At 73.7% G+C, this 15092-nt stretch carries 15 protein-coding genes; 12 read left to right on the forward strand and 3 right to left on the reverse strand.

Annotation, left to right across the window (positions count from 1 at the left end):
* Positions 1–139: 139 nt before the first annotated feature.
* Positions 140–1282, reverse strand: a complete 1143-nt coding sequence (locus ACIBG4_RS34955) for an FAD-dependent oxidoreductase (RefSeq protein ID WP_397205919.1) — start codon at positions 1280–1282, stop codon at positions 140–142.
* A gap of 109 nt (positions 1283–1391) precedes the next feature.
* Between ACIBG4_RS34955 and ACIBG4_RS34960 the strand changes: the two genes are divergently transcribed.
* The 5 genes from ACIBG4_RS34960 (at position 1392) to ACIBG4_RS34980 (ending at position 6342) form a co-directional block, all read left to right on the forward strand.
* Entirely contained in the window at positions 1392–1943 is a 552-nt protein-coding gene (locus tag ACIBG4_RS34960) for a TetR family transcriptional regulator (protein WP_397205921.1), read from the forward strand.
* A 67-nt stretch (positions 1944–2010) separates the two neighbouring features.
* Positions 2011–3519, forward strand: coding sequence for a cobyric acid synthase (locus ACIBG4_RS34965; protein ID WP_397205923.1), 1509 nt, complete (start codon positions 2011–2013; stop codon positions 3517–3519).
* A gap of 93 nt (positions 3520–3612) precedes the next feature.
* The gene (locus ACIBG4_RS34970) at positions 3613–4524 is read left to right on the forward strand and encodes an ABC transporter ATP-binding protein (protein WP_397205925.1); all 912 of its coding nucleotides are present in this window, start codon (positions 3613–3615) and stop codon (positions 4522–4524) included.
* On the forward strand, positions 4502–5293 hold the full coding sequence (locus ACIBG4_RS34975; protein ID WP_397205927.1) for an ABC transporter permease subunit: 792 nt from the start codon (positions 4502–4504) through the stop codon (positions 5291–5293). The genes ACIBG4_RS34970 and ACIBG4_RS34975 overlap by 23 nt, the downstream gene beginning before the upstream one ends.
* Entirely contained in the window at positions 5293–6342 is a 1050-nt protein-coding gene (locus ACIBG4_RS34980; protein ID WP_397205929.1) for a PucR family transcriptional regulator, read from the forward strand. The genes ACIBG4_RS34975 and ACIBG4_RS34980 overlap by 1 nt, the downstream gene beginning before the upstream one ends.
* 12 nt (positions 6343–6354) lie before the next feature.
* Here the strand turns inward: ACIBG4_RS34980 and ACIBG4_RS34985 are convergent, their stop codons facing one another.
* Positions 6355–6978, reverse strand: a complete 624-nt coding sequence (locus tag ACIBG4_RS34985; RefSeq protein ID WP_397205931.1) for a LysE family translocator — start codon at positions 6976–6978, stop codon at positions 6355–6357.
* Between the two features lie 91 nt (positions 6979–7069).
* On the opposite strand from ACIBG4_RS34985, the gene ACIBG4_RS34990 reads away from it, so the two are divergent.
* Positions 7070–8281, forward strand: coding sequence for a low temperature requirement protein A (locus ACIBG4_RS34990; RefSeq protein WP_397205933.1), 1212 nt, complete (start codon positions 7070–7072; stop codon positions 8279–8281).
* 3 nt (positions 8282–8284) lie between these two features.
* On the opposite strand, the gene ACIBG4_RS34995 is transcribed toward ACIBG4_RS34990, so the two are convergent.
* A complete protein-coding gene (locus ACIBG4_RS34995; protein WP_397205935.1) occupies positions 8285–9232 on the reverse strand; it encodes a quinone oxidoreductase family protein in 948 nt (315 codons plus the stop codon).
* Positions 9233–9576: 344 nt separating this feature from the next.
* Here ACIBG4_RS34995 and ACIBG4_RS35000 point away from each other — a divergent pair, with 344 nt between their 5' ends.
* Genes ACIBG4_RS35000 through ACIBG4_RS35025 form a run of 6 tightly spaced genes read left to right on the forward strand, consistent with a single transcriptional unit; the run spans position 9577 to position 15080 of the window.
* Positions 9577–11244: a hypothetical protein gene (locus ACIBG4_RS35000; RefSeq protein ID WP_397205937.1), complete on the forward strand. Its 1668-nt coding sequence runs from the start codon at positions 9577–9579 to the stop codon at positions 11242–11244.
* Positions 11245–11251: 7 nt separating this feature from the next.
* Positions 11252–11707: a roadblock/LC7 domain-containing protein gene (locus ACIBG4_RS35005; protein WP_310712174.1), complete on the forward strand. Its 456-nt coding sequence runs from the start codon at positions 11252–11254 to the stop codon at positions 11705–11707.
* Entirely contained in the window at positions 11704–12054 is a 351-nt protein-coding gene (locus ACIBG4_RS35010; RefSeq protein WP_310712176.1) for a DUF742 domain-containing protein, read from the forward strand. Before ACIBG4_RS35005 ends, ACIBG4_RS35010 begins: the two co-directional genes overlap by 4 nt.
* Positions 12035–12613, forward strand: coding sequence for an ATP/GTP-binding protein (locus ACIBG4_RS35015; protein ID WP_310712177.1), 579 nt, complete (start codon positions 12035–12037; stop codon positions 12611–12613). The genes ACIBG4_RS35010 and ACIBG4_RS35015 overlap by 20 nt, the downstream gene beginning before the upstream one ends.
* Positions 12610–13935, forward strand: a complete 1326-nt coding sequence (locus ACIBG4_RS35020) for a cytochrome P450 (RefSeq protein ID WP_310712178.1) — start codon at positions 12610–12612, stop codon at positions 13933–13935. The genes ACIBG4_RS35015 and ACIBG4_RS35020 overlap by 4 nt, the downstream gene beginning before the upstream one ends.
* Complete coding sequence (locus ACIBG4_RS35025; protein WP_397205940.1) at positions 13923–15080, forward strand: cytochrome P450; 1158 nt, start codon at positions 13923–13925, stop codon at positions 15078–15080. The genes ACIBG4_RS35020 and ACIBG4_RS35025 overlap by 13 nt, the downstream gene beginning before the upstream one ends.
* The last annotated feature ends 12 nt before the right edge of the window (positions 15081–15092 follow it).

Here is a 15092-nt window from a genome sequence, read left to right on the forward strand (position 1 = left end):
ATGTACCCATCGAGCCACGCCCGAGCTCACCGTGCTGCCCGAATCGGCGAATCAGGCGGCTAAACACTCCTTCTGATCCACAAAACACTGCCTAGGGCCGCACGACCCTCCCCCGGAAGCCGGAAGCCGGAAGCGGGGGTCAGCGGCGGGAGAGGCCGGAGAGCTGCCAGGAGAGGGTGCGCCGGACCCTGGGGAGCCGTCCGGCCAGCCCCATCACCGCGTTGCGGAGCGGGCGCACGGCCCGTCCGGCCGTGGCGAGGCGGGTGAGCCTGCTCGCCAGCCCCACCACCTCCTCGGCGACCGGCCGGCGGGCGTCGGCGTAGGCGTCGAGGAGGTCCGGCGAGCCGCCGTCGAGCACCCGGGCCAGGGTCTCGCCGAGCGTGACGGCGTCCTCGATCCCGAGGTTCATGCCCTGGCCGCCCGCGGGCGAGTGGACGTGCGCGGCGTCGCCCGCGAGCAGCAGCCGTCCCGACCGGTACGTCGCGGCGATGCGGTGGTGGACGCGGAAGCGCGACCCCCACACCACCTCCTCCACGACGGCGCGCTCGGCCCGCGGCCCGCGCTCGTCCAGCAGCGCCTGGACGAACGCCAGGTCCGGCTCGCGCGGCGCCTCCTCCACCGTGGCGACGATCCGGTACATGTCCCCGGGCAGCGGGGCGACGACGACCAGGCCGGCGGGCGAGAAGTACAGGATGACCTCCTCCGCCGGCACTCCGCCGCGCAGGCGCACGTCGGCGAGCGCGAACGACTCGGCGTACGTGCCGCCCTCGAACGCGATCCCGGCGTGCTCGCGGACCGTGCTGCGCATGCCGTCCGCGCCGACGAGGTAGGCGGCGCGGACGTGACGGCCGTCGTCGAGCGTGGCGGTGACGCCGGACGGGTCCTCGGCGACGGCGGTGACGGTGCGCGGGCGCAGCACCTCGACGCCCAGCTCCTTCAGCCGCGCCCGCAGGTGCGCCTCGGTGTCGGCCTGGGAGAGCATCAGCGTGTACGGGTACGGGGTCGGCAGGTCGCCGAACGGGACGCGGACGAGCAGGCGGTCCCGGTCGCGCACGGTGAAGGTGGGCACGCGCGTGCCGTGGGCCACGAGCCGGGACGTCACGCCGTACGGCTCCAGGAGTTCGAGGGTGCGGGAGTGGACGACGGCGGCGCGGGAGGTGTTGGCGCCCTCGGCCTGCGCGTCGACCACGGTGACGGCGCGGCCGCGCTGGGCGATCACGACGGCGGCGGTCAGCCCGACCGGTCCGGCCCCGACGACGAGGACCTCGGTGGTGATGTCCATGGCTCCTCCATGCGGTCTGCGGTCAACGGCTGTTGGCCAACGCTTGTAGGCATCACGGTAGGCTCGGCCGCCCCGTCATGTCAACGGCTGTTGGCCTACACTCGTTGACATGAGGAGATCTTCGGAGGAGACGAAAGCGGTCATCCTGGGGGCGGCGCGGGAGCGGTTCGCCGCCGACGGGTACGAGCGGGCCACCATCCGGGCCATCGCCGGGGACGCGCGCATCGACCCCGCCATGGTCATGCGGTACTTCGGCAGCAAGGAGCGCCTGTTCGCCGCCGCCTGCGCGTTCGACCTGGCGCTGCCCGCTCCCGGCGCGATGCCCCGGGAGCGGGTCGGCGAGCTCCTCGTCGCCCACTTCCTCGAACGCTGGGAGAGCGACGAGGCGCTGCAGATCCTGCTGCGCACCGGGGTGACGAACCCCTCGGCCGCCGAGCGGATGCGCGAGATCTTCGTCGCGCAGCTCGTCCCGCTCGCGGCGGAGCTGTCCGGCGACCCGGAGAGCGCCCCCCGCCGCGCCGGGCTGGTGACCACGCAGGTGCTGGGGCTGGCGCTGTGCCGGTTCGTGCTGGAGATCCCGCCGGTCGTGGCGATGGGCCGCGAGGAGGTCGTGCGCTGGGTCGGCCCGTCCGTCCAGCGCTACCTGCTCGACCCCGCGTGAGCCGGACGCGCTGACCTCCGGCCCGGGCCGCCTCCTGCCGAATGGGGAGATGTGGGAGGATCCGGGCGTGCGAAGCGTGCGGGCGGTCAAGGGTGCGCTGCTCGTCGCGGGGACGTCCTCCGACGCGGGCAAGAGCGTGGTGACCGCCGGAATCTGCAGGTGGCTGGCCCGTCAGGGAGTTCGCGTGGCGCCGTTCAAGGCGCAGAACATGTCGCTGAACTCCTACGTCACGGTCGACGGCGCCGAGATCGGGCGGGCCCAGGCGGTGCAGGCGCAGGCGGCCGGCGTCGAGCCGGACGCCGACATGAACCCCGTGCTGCTCAAGCCGGGCAGCGACCGCCGCAGCCAGGTCGTGCTGCTCGGCCGGCCCGTCGCCGACGTCGACGCGATGGAGTACGGCCGGGTGCGCGACATGCTGCGCGCGACCGCGCTGCGCTCCCTGGACCGCCTCAGGAGCCGGTACGACGTCGTGATCTGCGAGGGCGCCGGCAGCCCCGCCGAGATCAACCTGCGGCGCGGCGACCTGGCCAACATGGGGCTGGCCCGGGCCGCCGGCCTGCCCGTGATCGTGGTGGGCGACATCGACAGGGGAGGGGTGTTCGCCTCCTTCTACGGCACGGTCGGGCTCCTGGAGGCGGCCGACCAGGCGCTGGTGGCCGGGTTCGTGGTGAACAAGTTCCGCGGCGCGCCGGAGCTGCTGCGGCCCGGCCTGGACCAGATCCGGGCGCTGACGGGCCGCGAGGTGTACGGCGTGCTGCCGTGGGCCGACGGCATGTGGCTGGACGTCGAGGACTCCCTGGCCCTGGACTCGCGCCCGGTGGCGGGCCGGGAGCCGTACGGGCGGCAGACGCTGCGCGTGGCCGTGGTCCGCCTGCCGCGGATGTCGAACTTCACCGACGTGGACGCGCTGGCGGCCGAGCCGGGGGTGGTGGTGCGGTTCGTCACGGCCGCGGCGGACCTCGACGACGCCGACCTGGTGATCCTGCCCGGCTCGCGGGCCACGGTCGACGACCTGGACTGGCTGCGCCGCACCGGACTGGCCGCCGCGCTGCTGGCGCGCAAGGGGCCGATCCTCGGCGTCTGCGGCGGCTTCCAGATGCTCGGCCGGGAGATCGTGGACGAGGTCGAGTCGCGCGCCGGCCGGGTGGACGGGCTCGGGATGCTGCCGGTGCGGTTCGCGTTCGTCCCGGACAAGGTGCTCGGCCGGCCCTCCGGGCACGCCTACGGCCGGCCGGTCACCGCGTACGAGATCCACCACGGCGTCCCGGTGGTGGAGGGCGGCGAGCCGTTCCTGGACGGTTGCCGCGTCGCGAACGTCTGGGGCACCACCTGGCACGGCGCGCTGGAGAACGACGGCTTCCGGCGCGCCTTCCTCGCGGACGTGGCCCGGGAGGCGGGGCGCGACTTCACGCCCGCGCCGGGCACGGACTTCGCCCGGCTGCGCGAGGAGCGCCTGGACGCGCTGGGCGACCTCGTGGAGCGGCACCTCGACACGGCGGCGCTGCTGCGCCTCATCGAGCACGGCCCGCCGGAGCTGCCGTTCCTCCCGCCGGGAGCTCCCGACCCCGTCCCGTAGCCGCGGCGGTTGCCGGTTCCCGGAAGGAAGCCGCGACCGCTCTTGCCGGACTCGCCCCTGACGCCGCCCCGCCCGATCGCCCACCATGGCGGCATGACAGCAGTGGTGCAGGCCGAAGCGCTCAGCAAGTACTACGGCGGGCGCCGTGGCCTGGAGGACCTGACGCTCGACATACAGCCGGGCGAGATCTTCGGGTACCTCGGCCCGAACGGCGCGGGCAAGACGACCACGATCCGGCTCCTGCTGGACGTGATCCGGCCCACGCGTGGCCGGGTGCGCGTCCTCGGCGAGCCCCCCGGTGCGGCGGTGGTCCGGGCGCGGATCGGCTACCTGCCCGGCGACCTGGCGCTGGAGGGACGCGAGCGGGCCCGGGACTACCTGGCGTTCCTGGCCGGAGTGCGGGGCGGGGTGCCGCCCGCCCGGGTCGCCGAGCTGGCCGAACGGCTCGACGCCGACCTGTCCGTGCCGATGCGCAAGCTGTCCAAGGGCAACCGGCAGAAGATCGGGCTGATCCAGGCGTTCATGCACGAACCCGAGTTCCTCATCCTGGACGAGCCGACCACGGGACTCGACCCGCTGGTGCAGCAGGAGTTCCTGGCCATGCTGCGGGAGGTGCGCGCCTCCGGGCGCACGGTGCTCATGTCCTCGCACGTGCTGGCCGAGGTGGAGCACGTCTCCGACCGGGTCGGCATCGTCCGCGCCGGCCGCCTGGTCGCCGTCGAGAACGTGTCGACACTGCGCGAGAAGGCCGTGCGCCGGATCGAGCTGCACTTCGACGCCCCGGTGCCGCGCGAGGCGTTCGAGGGGCTGCCGGGCGTGCGCGACCTGCGGGTGGAGGGCGCCGGCGTCCGCTGCACCATCGACGGCCGGCCCGACCCGCTGATCAAGGCCGCCGCCCGCTTCACCGTCGTGCACCTCGTCAGCGCCGAGCCGGACCTGGAGGAGATCTTCCTCACCTACTACAGCGAGGAAGGCGCACACCATGATCATCAAGAGTCTGCGTGACCACCTCCGGACCCTGGTGGGCTGGACGATCGGCCTCAGTGCGTTCATGTCGATGTACCTCGGCATCTACGGCAGCATCAAGGACGACCCCCAGACCTACAGCGCCCAGGCCATGGCCAAGTACCCCGGCGCGCTGAGGGACCTGATGGGCGGCCTGAACGACATCGCCAGCGGCATCGGCTACCTCCAGTCGGTCGCCTACCAGCTCTTCGTCCCGGCGTTGCTCTCGGCCTGCGCGATGATCCTGGCCAACCGGTCGCTGGCCGGGCCCGAGGAGGCGGGCACGCTTGAGCTCGTCGTCACCCTGCCCGTCAGCCGCCGGCGGCTCGTGCTGGAGCGGTTCGCCGCGCTGGCGCTCGGCCTGCTCGCCGTGGCCGTCGGGACGTTCGCGGTCGCGTGGGCCATGACCCGGGCCGTCGGCATGGACGTCTCCTCCGGCCGGCTGCTGGCCGCGCACACCGGCGTGTACCTGCTCGCCCTGTGCTTCGGCACGGTGACGCTGGCCGTCGGCGCCGCCACCGGGCGCAAGGCCGTCGCCTCGGCCGTGCTCGGCGCGTGGGCCGTGCTCGGGTACATGGTCGTCACCGTCGGCCGGAACGTGGACGCCGTCTCGTGGCTCAAGTGGGTCTCGCCGTTCCACTACTACGGCGAGGGCAGGCCCCTCTATCAGGGGCTCCCGGCCGGGGACTACCTTGTGCTGGCGGGGGCGACGGCCGTGCTCGCCCTCATCGCGGTCCTCGCCTTCGACAGGCGTGACGTAGGAGTGTGATGGTCGCCTCCCGGGTGCCCGCCGACCTGCTCGGCGGGCACTTACAGGTGCTCGCGCGGGCCGCCGGCACCGGCCGGCTGCCGGACCGCGCCGATCTGGACGCCTACCACGAGGCCGGCGCCCGCGCCGCCCGGCTGGGGGTCCCGCTGCGCGCCGTGGTGGACGCGGCCCTGTCGGCGGCTGAGCAGCCGCCCGCCGGCGAGGGGCCGGGCAGCCCCGCGCGGGGCGGCCCGGCCGTGCTGGCCGCCCGGCGCAGGGCGGTCGCCGCGCTCATGGAGGGGTACGAGCGGGCCCAGCTCGCCGCGATCCGTGAGGAGGAGACGGCGCGCCGGGAGTTCGTGGACGACCTGCTCCTCGGCCGGGCCGAGCGGCTCGCCGAGCGCGCCGAGCACTTCGGGCTGCGGCTCGCCGAGTCGTACGTCGTGGCCGTCGCGCGCGGGCTGAAGGACGGCGGGCAGGACCGCATCGAGCGCGACCTGGTCGCCCGCTTCGGCTCCCACAACGTGCTCGTGGCCGTCCGCGACGGGCTGCTCGTCTGCGTCGCGCCCGCCACGCTGCCGGCCGCGGTCGGGGAGTTCACCCACCATGTGCGCTCCCGCTTCCCCGCGGGCTGGCGGGTGGGGGTCGGCCGCCCGCAGCGCGGTCCCGGCGGCGTGGTGGCCTCTTTCCGCGAGGCCGCGTCCGCGCTCGACCTCGCCGACCGGCTCGGGCTGGTCCGGGACGTGGTCAAGGCCGCCGACCTGCTGGTCTTTCCCGTACTGCTGCGTGACAGGAGCGCGATGGAGGACCTCGTGACCAGTGTGCTGAGCCCACTGCTGAGCGCCCGTGGCGGGCACGGGCCGCTGCTGGAGACGCTGGAGGCGGTCTTCGCCGCCCAGGGCAACCAGACGGCCGCCGCCCGCCGCCTCGGCATCAGCACCCGGGCCGTCACCTACCGCCTGGAACGCGTCCGGCGGCTGACGGGCTTCTCCCCGGACGACCCCACGCAGCGCTTCACCCTGGAGACGGCTGTCCTGGGCGCCCGCCTGCTGGAGTGGCCGTGGCCCTGAGGAGTGTCCTCGTCACCTGTCGATCGCCAGCCGCAGGCCGAAGCCCACGATGACCACGCCCGTGACCCGGTCCAGGACCCGCCTGACCCGGGGCGTGCGCAGCACTCCGGCCATCAGCGTCGCGAATCCGACGAGCACGGTGCTCCACACCAGCCCCTCGGTCACGTGCACGCCCGCCAGGAGCAGCCCCATGGCGGCGTGCGGGGCGCCGTCCGGGATGAACTGCGGCAGCATCGCCACGTAGAAGGCGCCCACCTTGGGGTTCAGCAGGTTCGTCACCAGCCCGCGACGGAACCCGGTCCGGAACCGCGTCTCCTGGCGCCCCTCCGCCTCCTCCGGCGCGGCCGTGCCCCGGGTGAGCAGCATCCGCGCGCCCATCCACACCAGGTACGCGGCCCCCGCCCAGCGCAGCACGTCGTAGGCGAGCTGGGAGGCCGCGAGCAGCGCGGACAGACCGGCGGCGGTGAGCACGCCCCAGACCAGCGTGCCGAGCTGGATGCCCAGCACGACGCCCCACGCCGTCCGCCGCCCGGCGACGACGGAGGTCCGCAGGATGAGCGCCGTGTCCAGCCCCGGCGTCAGCGTCAGGAACGCGACGACCACGGCGAACGACGCGACAGAGGCACCGATCTCCATAGCGCCGCACCCTATCCAAACCATGTCGAACCGGGCGGATCACCGTCCCCGCGGCGCGTGACGCGATCCCGGCGATCTATTCTCGTGAGCCGTGAAAGAAGCGGGAGAGCGCCACGCGAGCTGGCTTGAACTGTTCTTCGACCTGGTCGTGGTGGTGGCGGTCGCCCAGCTCGCCCACCGCCTCGCGCACCCGACGTGGGCCAACGTCGCCCTGTTCGCGGTGCTCTACTACGCGGTGTGGAGCGTGTGGACGTCGCTGACCCTCTACTCCAACGTCCGCGCCGAGCAGACCCACACGCGCAGCATGCTGATCGGCATGTTCGGCATCGCCGTCATGGCCGCCGCCGCGCCCGACGTCGCCCACGAGATCGCCGGTGTCGGCACGCACGACGGCTGGTTCATCGCCGCCTACATCACCTGCCGCATCAGCGCCTCCCAGTCCCTGCAGGCGTCGGGCACCATCATGACGGCCTGGCCGGCGACCCAGCTCGGCGCGGGGCTGGCGCCGTGGTTCGCCTCCATCTGGGTGGATCCGCCGCTCCGGTACGCCCTGTGGGGGCTCGGCGTCCTGCTCGACGTGGTCTTCTCGGTGGCCCAGAGCCGCCGGCCCGAGCGGTTCGTCGCGGAGATGCGGCGCCAGGCCGAGCGCGTGGAGCAGCGGCAGCGGCATCGGGGCGGTGCGGGGCGGGCGCACCCGCCCCGCACCGTCACCGCCGCCGTCCTCGACCCCGCCCACCTGGGGGAGCGCCTCGGCCTCTTCGTGATCATCGTGCTGGGGGAGGCGGTCATGCAGGTCGTCCTCGCCGCGTCGGGCCAGGACTGGCAGCCGCCGCTCGGGCTCGCCGCCGTGGCCGGGTTCGGGCTGATCGTCTCGCTGTGGTGGCTCACGCTCCAGTACGGCCTGAGCGCCGTCCCGGGCGTCGGCGAACGGGGGCTCAAGTCGTACGTCGCGCTGCCCGCGCACTTCGCCATGACGGCCGGCATCACCGCGACGGCGGCCGGGCTGGGCGTGGTCGCCGCCGCCCCGGAGGAGCACCTGCACGGCGGCACCGGGTGGGTCATGGGCGGCGGGCTGGCCGTCTACTTCGCGGCCTCCGCCGTCCTGGGCTTCGCGGCGCGGGCCGGGCGCGTGTGGCTCTGGTGCTGGGCGCTGCCCGCCGTCGTGGCGCCGCTCGTGGTGGCGGCGGCGTCGGGTCTCCTGCCGGGGTGGGGCGTGGTGGCCCTGCTGCTGCTCGTGGCCCTGTGGCGGGTCGCCTACCGCCCCCGCGGCGGCCGTGCCGCGGAGGCGGTGTCGCCCGCCTGATGGTCAGGGGATCAGCAGCAGCTTGCCCGTGGTGCGGCGCGAGGTCAGGTCCTCGTGGGCCCGTGCCGCCTCCGCCAGCGGGTAGCGCGCGGAGACGTTGATCCGCAGCCGTCCCTCCCTGATCCAGCCGAACAGGTCCGAGGCCCGCTGGAGCAGCTCCTCCCGATCGGCGATGTAGTCGGCCAGGGTCGGGCGGGTGAGGAAGAGGGAGCCGTTCTTGTTGAGCGTCTGCGGGTCCACGGGCGGCACCGGGCCGCTGGCCGCGCCGTACAGGGCCATGAGGCCGCGCGGGCGCAGCGCCTTCAGCCCGCCGTCGAACGTCGCGGCGCCCACCCCGTCGTAGACCACGTCCATCCGCCCGCTCAGCGCCTCGGCGAAGTCGTCGTAGCGCAGCACCTCGTCGGCCCCCGCCTCGCGGGCCAGCTTCTCCTTCTCGGCGGTGGACACCGTGGCGTGGACCTTGGCGCCCCTGAGCTTGGCGAGCTGGATGAGGAGCTGCCCCATGCCGCCGGCGCCGGCGTGCACGAGCACGTGGTCGCCCTCGCGCACGGCGTGCGTCGAGTGGGTGAGGTAGTGGGCCGTCATGCCCTGGAGCATCGTGGCGGCGGCCAGCTCGGCGTCCACGCCGTCCGGCACCGGCACCAGCCGGTCGGCCGGCACCACGGCCTTCTCGGCGTAGCTCCCGAGCACGCTCGCCCACGCCACGGTGTCGCCCACGGCCACGTCCCGCACGCCGGGGCCGACGGCGGACACGGCACCCGCCCCCTCGGAGCCGATCGCGGCCGGCAGCGCCAGCGGGTACGCCCCGGAGCGGTGGTAGGTGTCGATGTAGTTCACGCCGGCGGCCGCGACGTCGACCACCACCTCGCCCGGGCCCGGCTCGGGGTCGGGACGTTCGACGTGCTCGAGGACCTCTGGGCCGCCGTGGGCGGCGATCACTATGGCTCGCATGCTCCTAGTCAACCCCCGCCCGGGTCTCCCGATTCCACCCGCCCCTCCTCCGCTCGATGCCGCGACACTTCCTTACTCAGAGTTGACTAATGTGACTAAAACGGAATACTGGGACACCTGATCGGCCGCTGCTCACTGATTCAGAGGACGCCCATGCCGGATGGCCACACCCTGCCCGCGACGCGGTCGTGCCGGGCATGGAGCCGGCCCGGCCGCTTACGGCGGCGGGCGGCGCGTGGACGCGGCCCGAGCCGGCTGTCCCGGGACGGCGACGCGTCTCGCTGACGCCTCCCACCGGCAGCCCCTCCCGCCCGGCTCGTCCTCCCCCCGACCTCAGGATTCTCATGCCGCAAGACTCCCTCATCGTCGCGACAGTGATCGGCGTCGCCGTCCTCGCCGTCGCGGGCGTCCTGCTCGTCCACCTCCGCGCACGTCGGGAGCTGGCCCTGACCCGCGGGCAACTGGCCCAGGCCCGGCAGGCGCAGGAGCACCTGTCACGCGAGACCAGCGCCCGGGACCAGCGGCTGAGGGAGGCCGAGCGCCGGCTCCAGGAGGCCGCGGAGCGCAAGGCGTTCGAGGCGGCCGAGGCCGTCCGCGACGCCCGCGGCCAGTACGACCTGGTGTGCGCCGAGACGGAGTACCTGCTCGACAAGCGGATCCCCGCGCTGGCCTCGCACCTGCGGTCCCCGCACGTGATCGTGCCCGGCATGCAGAACCCGGCCCTGGCCGGCACCGAGATCGACCGGCTGCACCGCGGCATCCTCGACGCGCTCGCCCGCGCCATCCGCGACGAGGGCGAGCGCGTCGACGAGGCCGCCCAGGCGGTCGTCAGGGGCGCGATGTCCCGCGTGCAGACCCAGGCGCTGCGCGCCCAGGACCTGCTCGCGGACGTGCAGCGGCGCTACAGCGGCGACGAGCACACGGCGCTGATGCGCGAGGTGCTGGGGCTCGACATGTTCAACGAGCTCATCATCCGGCGCGTCCAGGCCACCGGCATCGCCTGCGGGGCCACGCCCGGTCTGTCGCGTGACGACACCTACCTCGTGGACCTGATGGTGGGCGCCATCTCCCGCGTCGAGAACTTCGAGCAGCGCGTCGAGGGGCCGGCCAACCACCTGCGCCGCCGGGTCGGCGTGGCCGCCCGCGCCGCCGAGCCGATCCTGTTCATCACCTCCGAGCTGCTGGCCAACGCGGTCCACCACTCCCACGGCACCCTCAAGGTGTCCATCGCCGTGCACGAGACCAACACCGGCGCCGCCATCGTCATCGACGACGCCGGGGTGGGGCTGAACGAGGAGCAGTACGCCCGCGCCACCCGCCTGCTCAGCGGCGCCCAGCCCGTGCGGCTGATCGACCTCGGCAACCCGCCGCACACCGGCTGGGCGGCGATCGGCCGCCAGGTGGCGCACTACGGCATGCAGGTCACGGTCAAGAAGAGCGCCTTCGGCGGGGTCCAGGCCGTGGTCGGCATCCCGAACGAGCTGCTGGTGGAGATGCCGGAGCACATCCGGCCCTCGGTGCTGGCGCCCGAGCCGGTCAGGGCCGTGCCGGCCGCGACGCTCCGTCGGGAGCCCGTCATGACGGCGTCCCGGGCCGGCGGCCCCACCGCTGTGCCGGCCGTTGCGCCGGTCACCGCGCAGGCCACTCCGCAGGTCCCGTCGCCGGCCCCTTCGCCGGCGACGGTGCCGATCAGCGAGCCGGCCACGGGCCCGATCGGCGCCCCGTTGACCGCGTCCGCGTCCGGCCCCGTGCCCACGCAGGCGACCGGTGAGCCGGGACGGAGCGAGTCCGGGGAGCCCTTCCCCGGGCTGCCCCAGCGCCGCCGCCAGACGCCCCGGACCACCCCCGGCCGCGCCGGCGGCCCGGGCGGACGCTCCGGCGGCTCCGCGGACAAGGCGCTCACCACTCCGGAGGAGGCCCAGAGGAGGTGGGGAGACTTCCAGACCGGGGCCGAAGCGGGCCGCCGCGAAGCGCTCCCGTCCCAGCCGCACGACTTCACCGAAGGGAACTGACCACCCCATGGACGCCCACTCCGCAGCCCCCACCGCGCAGACCAAGGGCCGCCCGCTCTCGCTAGACGTGTCCTGGGTCCTGTCGCCGCTGCTGGCGCTGCCCGGCGTGAGCCGGGGCGTGGTGCTGAGCCGTGACGGGCTCATCCTCGGCGGCTCCGCCGGTACGTCGGTCGAGGCGGGGGAGCGCGCCGCCGCCATGACGAGCTCGGTGCTGGGCGCCGCGCGCGCCCTGTGCGAGGGCCTCAGCAACGGCGCCGACGGCGAGGTGGTGGACATCGTCATCTCGGCGGGCACCGGGTACTACTACATCGCCCCCGCGGGCGAGCGGGCCGCCATCGTGGTGGCGGCCACCGGAGCGGTCAACATCGGCTCCCTGGCCTACGAGGTCCAGCTCCAGGTGCAGAAGCTGATCAAGGCCCTCGACGAGGCCAGCGCGGCCAGGACGCCGGGCGTCCGGGCATGAGCTCCGGACGGCAACGGCGGCGTGTCGTACCGGACTACATGGCCGCCGCCAGGGTGGTCGTGCCCGAGCACATCAGCATCGAGCGGACCACCCTCGTCTACGTCGCTCCGGACGTGGTCGCCAACGGGCTGGACCCGCCGGCCTCGCACCTGCTGACCCTGCTGGGGGAGGGGCCGCTGTCGGTGTACGAATGCGCCGCGCACCTCGGCCTGCCGTACTGCGTGGTGCGCCTGCTGGTGGCCGGGCTGGTGGCCGGAGGGACGCTGCTGACCCGCGACCCGCCCCCCGCCGACCTGCCCGACCTGGAGATCTTGGAGTTGGTGCTCAGTGGCCTTCGCGCCCTCTGACGGCCGGATCAGTGCCGATCACATACCGGTCAAGCTGGTCATCGCCGGGCCGTTCGGCGTGGGCAAGACCACCATCGTCAACGCGCTCTCGGAGATCGAGCCGCTCAACACCGAAGAGATGCTGACGCAGGCCGGCACGCTGGTCGACGACCTGACCGGCGTCAACGAGAAGACCACGACCACGACCGCGATCGACTTCGGCCGCCTCACCCTGCCCGGCGTGGTCCTCTACCTGTTCGGGGCGCCGGGGCAGACCCGGTTCCAGGTTCTCTGGGACGAGCTGGTCCGGGGCGCGCTGGGGGTGCTCGTGCTGGCCGACACCCGCCGCATCGACGACAGCTTCGCCGTCCTGGACCTGGTGGAGGGCGCCGGCATCCGCTACGCGGTGGCCGTCAACCACTTCCCCGACTCGCCCCACTACCCGGCCGACGTCCTGCGCAAGGCGCTGGACCTGGACCCGCGCACGCCGCTGCTGGTGTGCGACGCACGTGACCCCGTGTCCGCCCGCGCCTCGCTGATCGCGCTGGTGGAGCACATCAGAGAGCTGGTTCTATCGTGACGACGCGCTACATCCCCGACGCCGGCCGCCTGTACGGGCCGGAGTTCGCCCGAGACCCGCAGGCGGTGTACGCCTCGCTGCGCGCGCGGCACGGCGCGGTGGCGCCCGTCGAGATCTCGCCCGGGATCGGGGCGCACCTCGTGATCGGCTACCAGGCCGCCGTGGACGTGCTCACCAACGTGGGGGGCGCGTGGAGCAAGGACTCCCGCGACTGGATGGCCGCCCTGCCCGAGACCCCGGAGGCGGCCGGCGCGGTCGGCATGCTCGGCTACCGGCCCAACGCGCTGTTCTCCGACGGGGCCGAGCACACCCGCTACCGCAAGGCGATCATCGACTGCTTCGGCATGGTCCAGCCGCACAAGCTGCGCCAGCTCGTGATCGAGGTGTCCGACTCGCTCATCGCCCGCTTCGCCGCGACCGGCGAGGCCGACCTGGCCGCCGACTTCGCCAAGCCCATCCCGCTGAAGATCTTCAACCGGCTCTTCGGCCGCCCCGACTCCGACAGCGACGCCCTGATCAGCGCCCTGTCGGACCTGATGGAGGCCGACGGCGAGGCCGGCGCGCGCGGACTGGACGCCTTCAGCCGCTACCTCGGCGAGCTGGTCACGGCCAAGTACGCCGACCGGGGCGACGACCTCACCTCCTGGTTGATCGACCACCCCGCCGGGCTGAGCCAGGACGAGCTCATCTGGCAGCTCGTCCTGGTGGTGGCCGCCAGCTACGAGCCCACGGCCAGCCTCATCTCCAACGCCATCTCCCGCATGGTCAGCGACGACCGCTACTACAGCTCGCTGACCAACGGAGCGCTGAGCACGTACGACGCGCTCCTGGAGGCGCTGCGCGCCGAGCCCGCCATGGCCAACTACGGCCCCTACTTCGTGCGGCAGCCCGTGCACTTCCACGGCACCTGGATCCGGCCGGCCGAGCTGGTCCTGGTCTCCTACGCCGCGGCCAACACCGAGCCCGCCAACGTGCCCGGCGGGCTGCGCTCCGACGGGGGCGCCTACCTGGGCTTCGGCGCCGGGCCGCACCGCTGCCCCGTCAGCGACCCGGCCATGCTCATCGCGATGACCGCGATCGAGCGCCTGACCTCCCACCTGTGCGACCTGGAGCTGACCGTGCCCCGCGAGGAGCTGTCCTGGCGGCCCGGCCCGTTCCACCGGTCGCTCGCCCACCTTCCGGTCCGTTTCACACCTATCCGTCCCGATCAGCCTGGAGAATCCCCTTGGGCAGTGCAGCCCCCGTCGTCCTCGATCCCTTCGGCCGAGACCTTCCCGGAGAGGTCCGCAGGTTACGTGACCTCGGCCCCGTGGTCCTCGTAGAGCTGACCGGAGGGATCCCCGCCTGGGCCGTCACACGCCACGACCTGCTCAAGGAGCTGGTCCTCAACCCCATGGTCAGCAAGGACAAGCGGCACTGGCGGCTGCTGCCGCAGGCCCTGTCGGAGCCCGGCTGGACCTGGATCATGACCTGGATCGGCGTGTCCAACATGCTGAGCGCGTACGGCGAGGAGCACCGGCGGCTGCGCAGGCTCGTCGCCCCCAGCTTCACCGCGCGCCGCTCCCGGGCGATGCAGCCGATCGTCGAGGGCATCGTCGCGGAGCTGCTGGACGCCATGGCCGCCGTGCCGCCGGGCCAGGTCGTGGACCTGCGCGCCGCCTACGCCCACCCGCTGCCGATGCGGGTGATCTGCGAGCTGTTCGGCGTCCCCGCGCACATGCGGGAGGAGATGGCCCGGATGATGGAGGCCATCATGGACACCTCCGCCACCCCCGAGCAGGCGGCGGCCACGGCGGCCCAGATCGGCACGGTGCTGCCCGCCCTGGTGGCCTACAAGCGCGAGCACCCGGGCGACGACCTCACCACGGAGCTGATCAACGTCCGCGACAGCAGCGCCGCCGGCGTGGGCGGGGGCGCGTCGCTGAGCGACGACGAGCTGCGCGACACCCTGCTGCTGCTCATCGCCGCGGGGCACGAGACCACGGTCAACCTGATCGGCAACGCCGTGCACGCCCTGCTCACCCACCCCGACCAGCTCCGGCGCACGCTCGCGGGAGAGATCTCGTGGGAGGCCGTGGTCGAGGAGACCCTGCGCTGGGCGCCGTCCATCGCCCACCTCCCGCTGCGCTTCGCCGTCGAGGCGATCGACGTGGGCGGCGTGCGGATCGAGGCGGGGGACGCGATCATCACCTCCTACCTCGCCGCCGGGCACGACCCGGACCAGCACGGGCCGGACGCGGCGGCCTTCGACGCCACCCAGGAGCGGGACGAGCACCTCGCGTTCGGGATCGGCGTGCACCGCTGCATCGGCGCCCCACTGGCCCGCCAGGAGGCGCTCACGGCCCTGCCGGCGCTGTTCGCCCGCTTCCCCGACCTGCGCCTGGCGGTGGAGGCGGACGCGCTCACGCACGTGCCGTCGTTCATCGCGCACGGCTGGAGCGAGCTCCCCCTGCTCCTGCACCGCTGATCACCGAGCCGC

Source organism: Nonomuraea sp. NPDC050383 (genome assembly GCF_044459125.1).
GTDB lineage: Bacteria > Actinomycetota > Actinomycetes > Streptosporangiales > Streptosporangiaceae > Nonomuraea.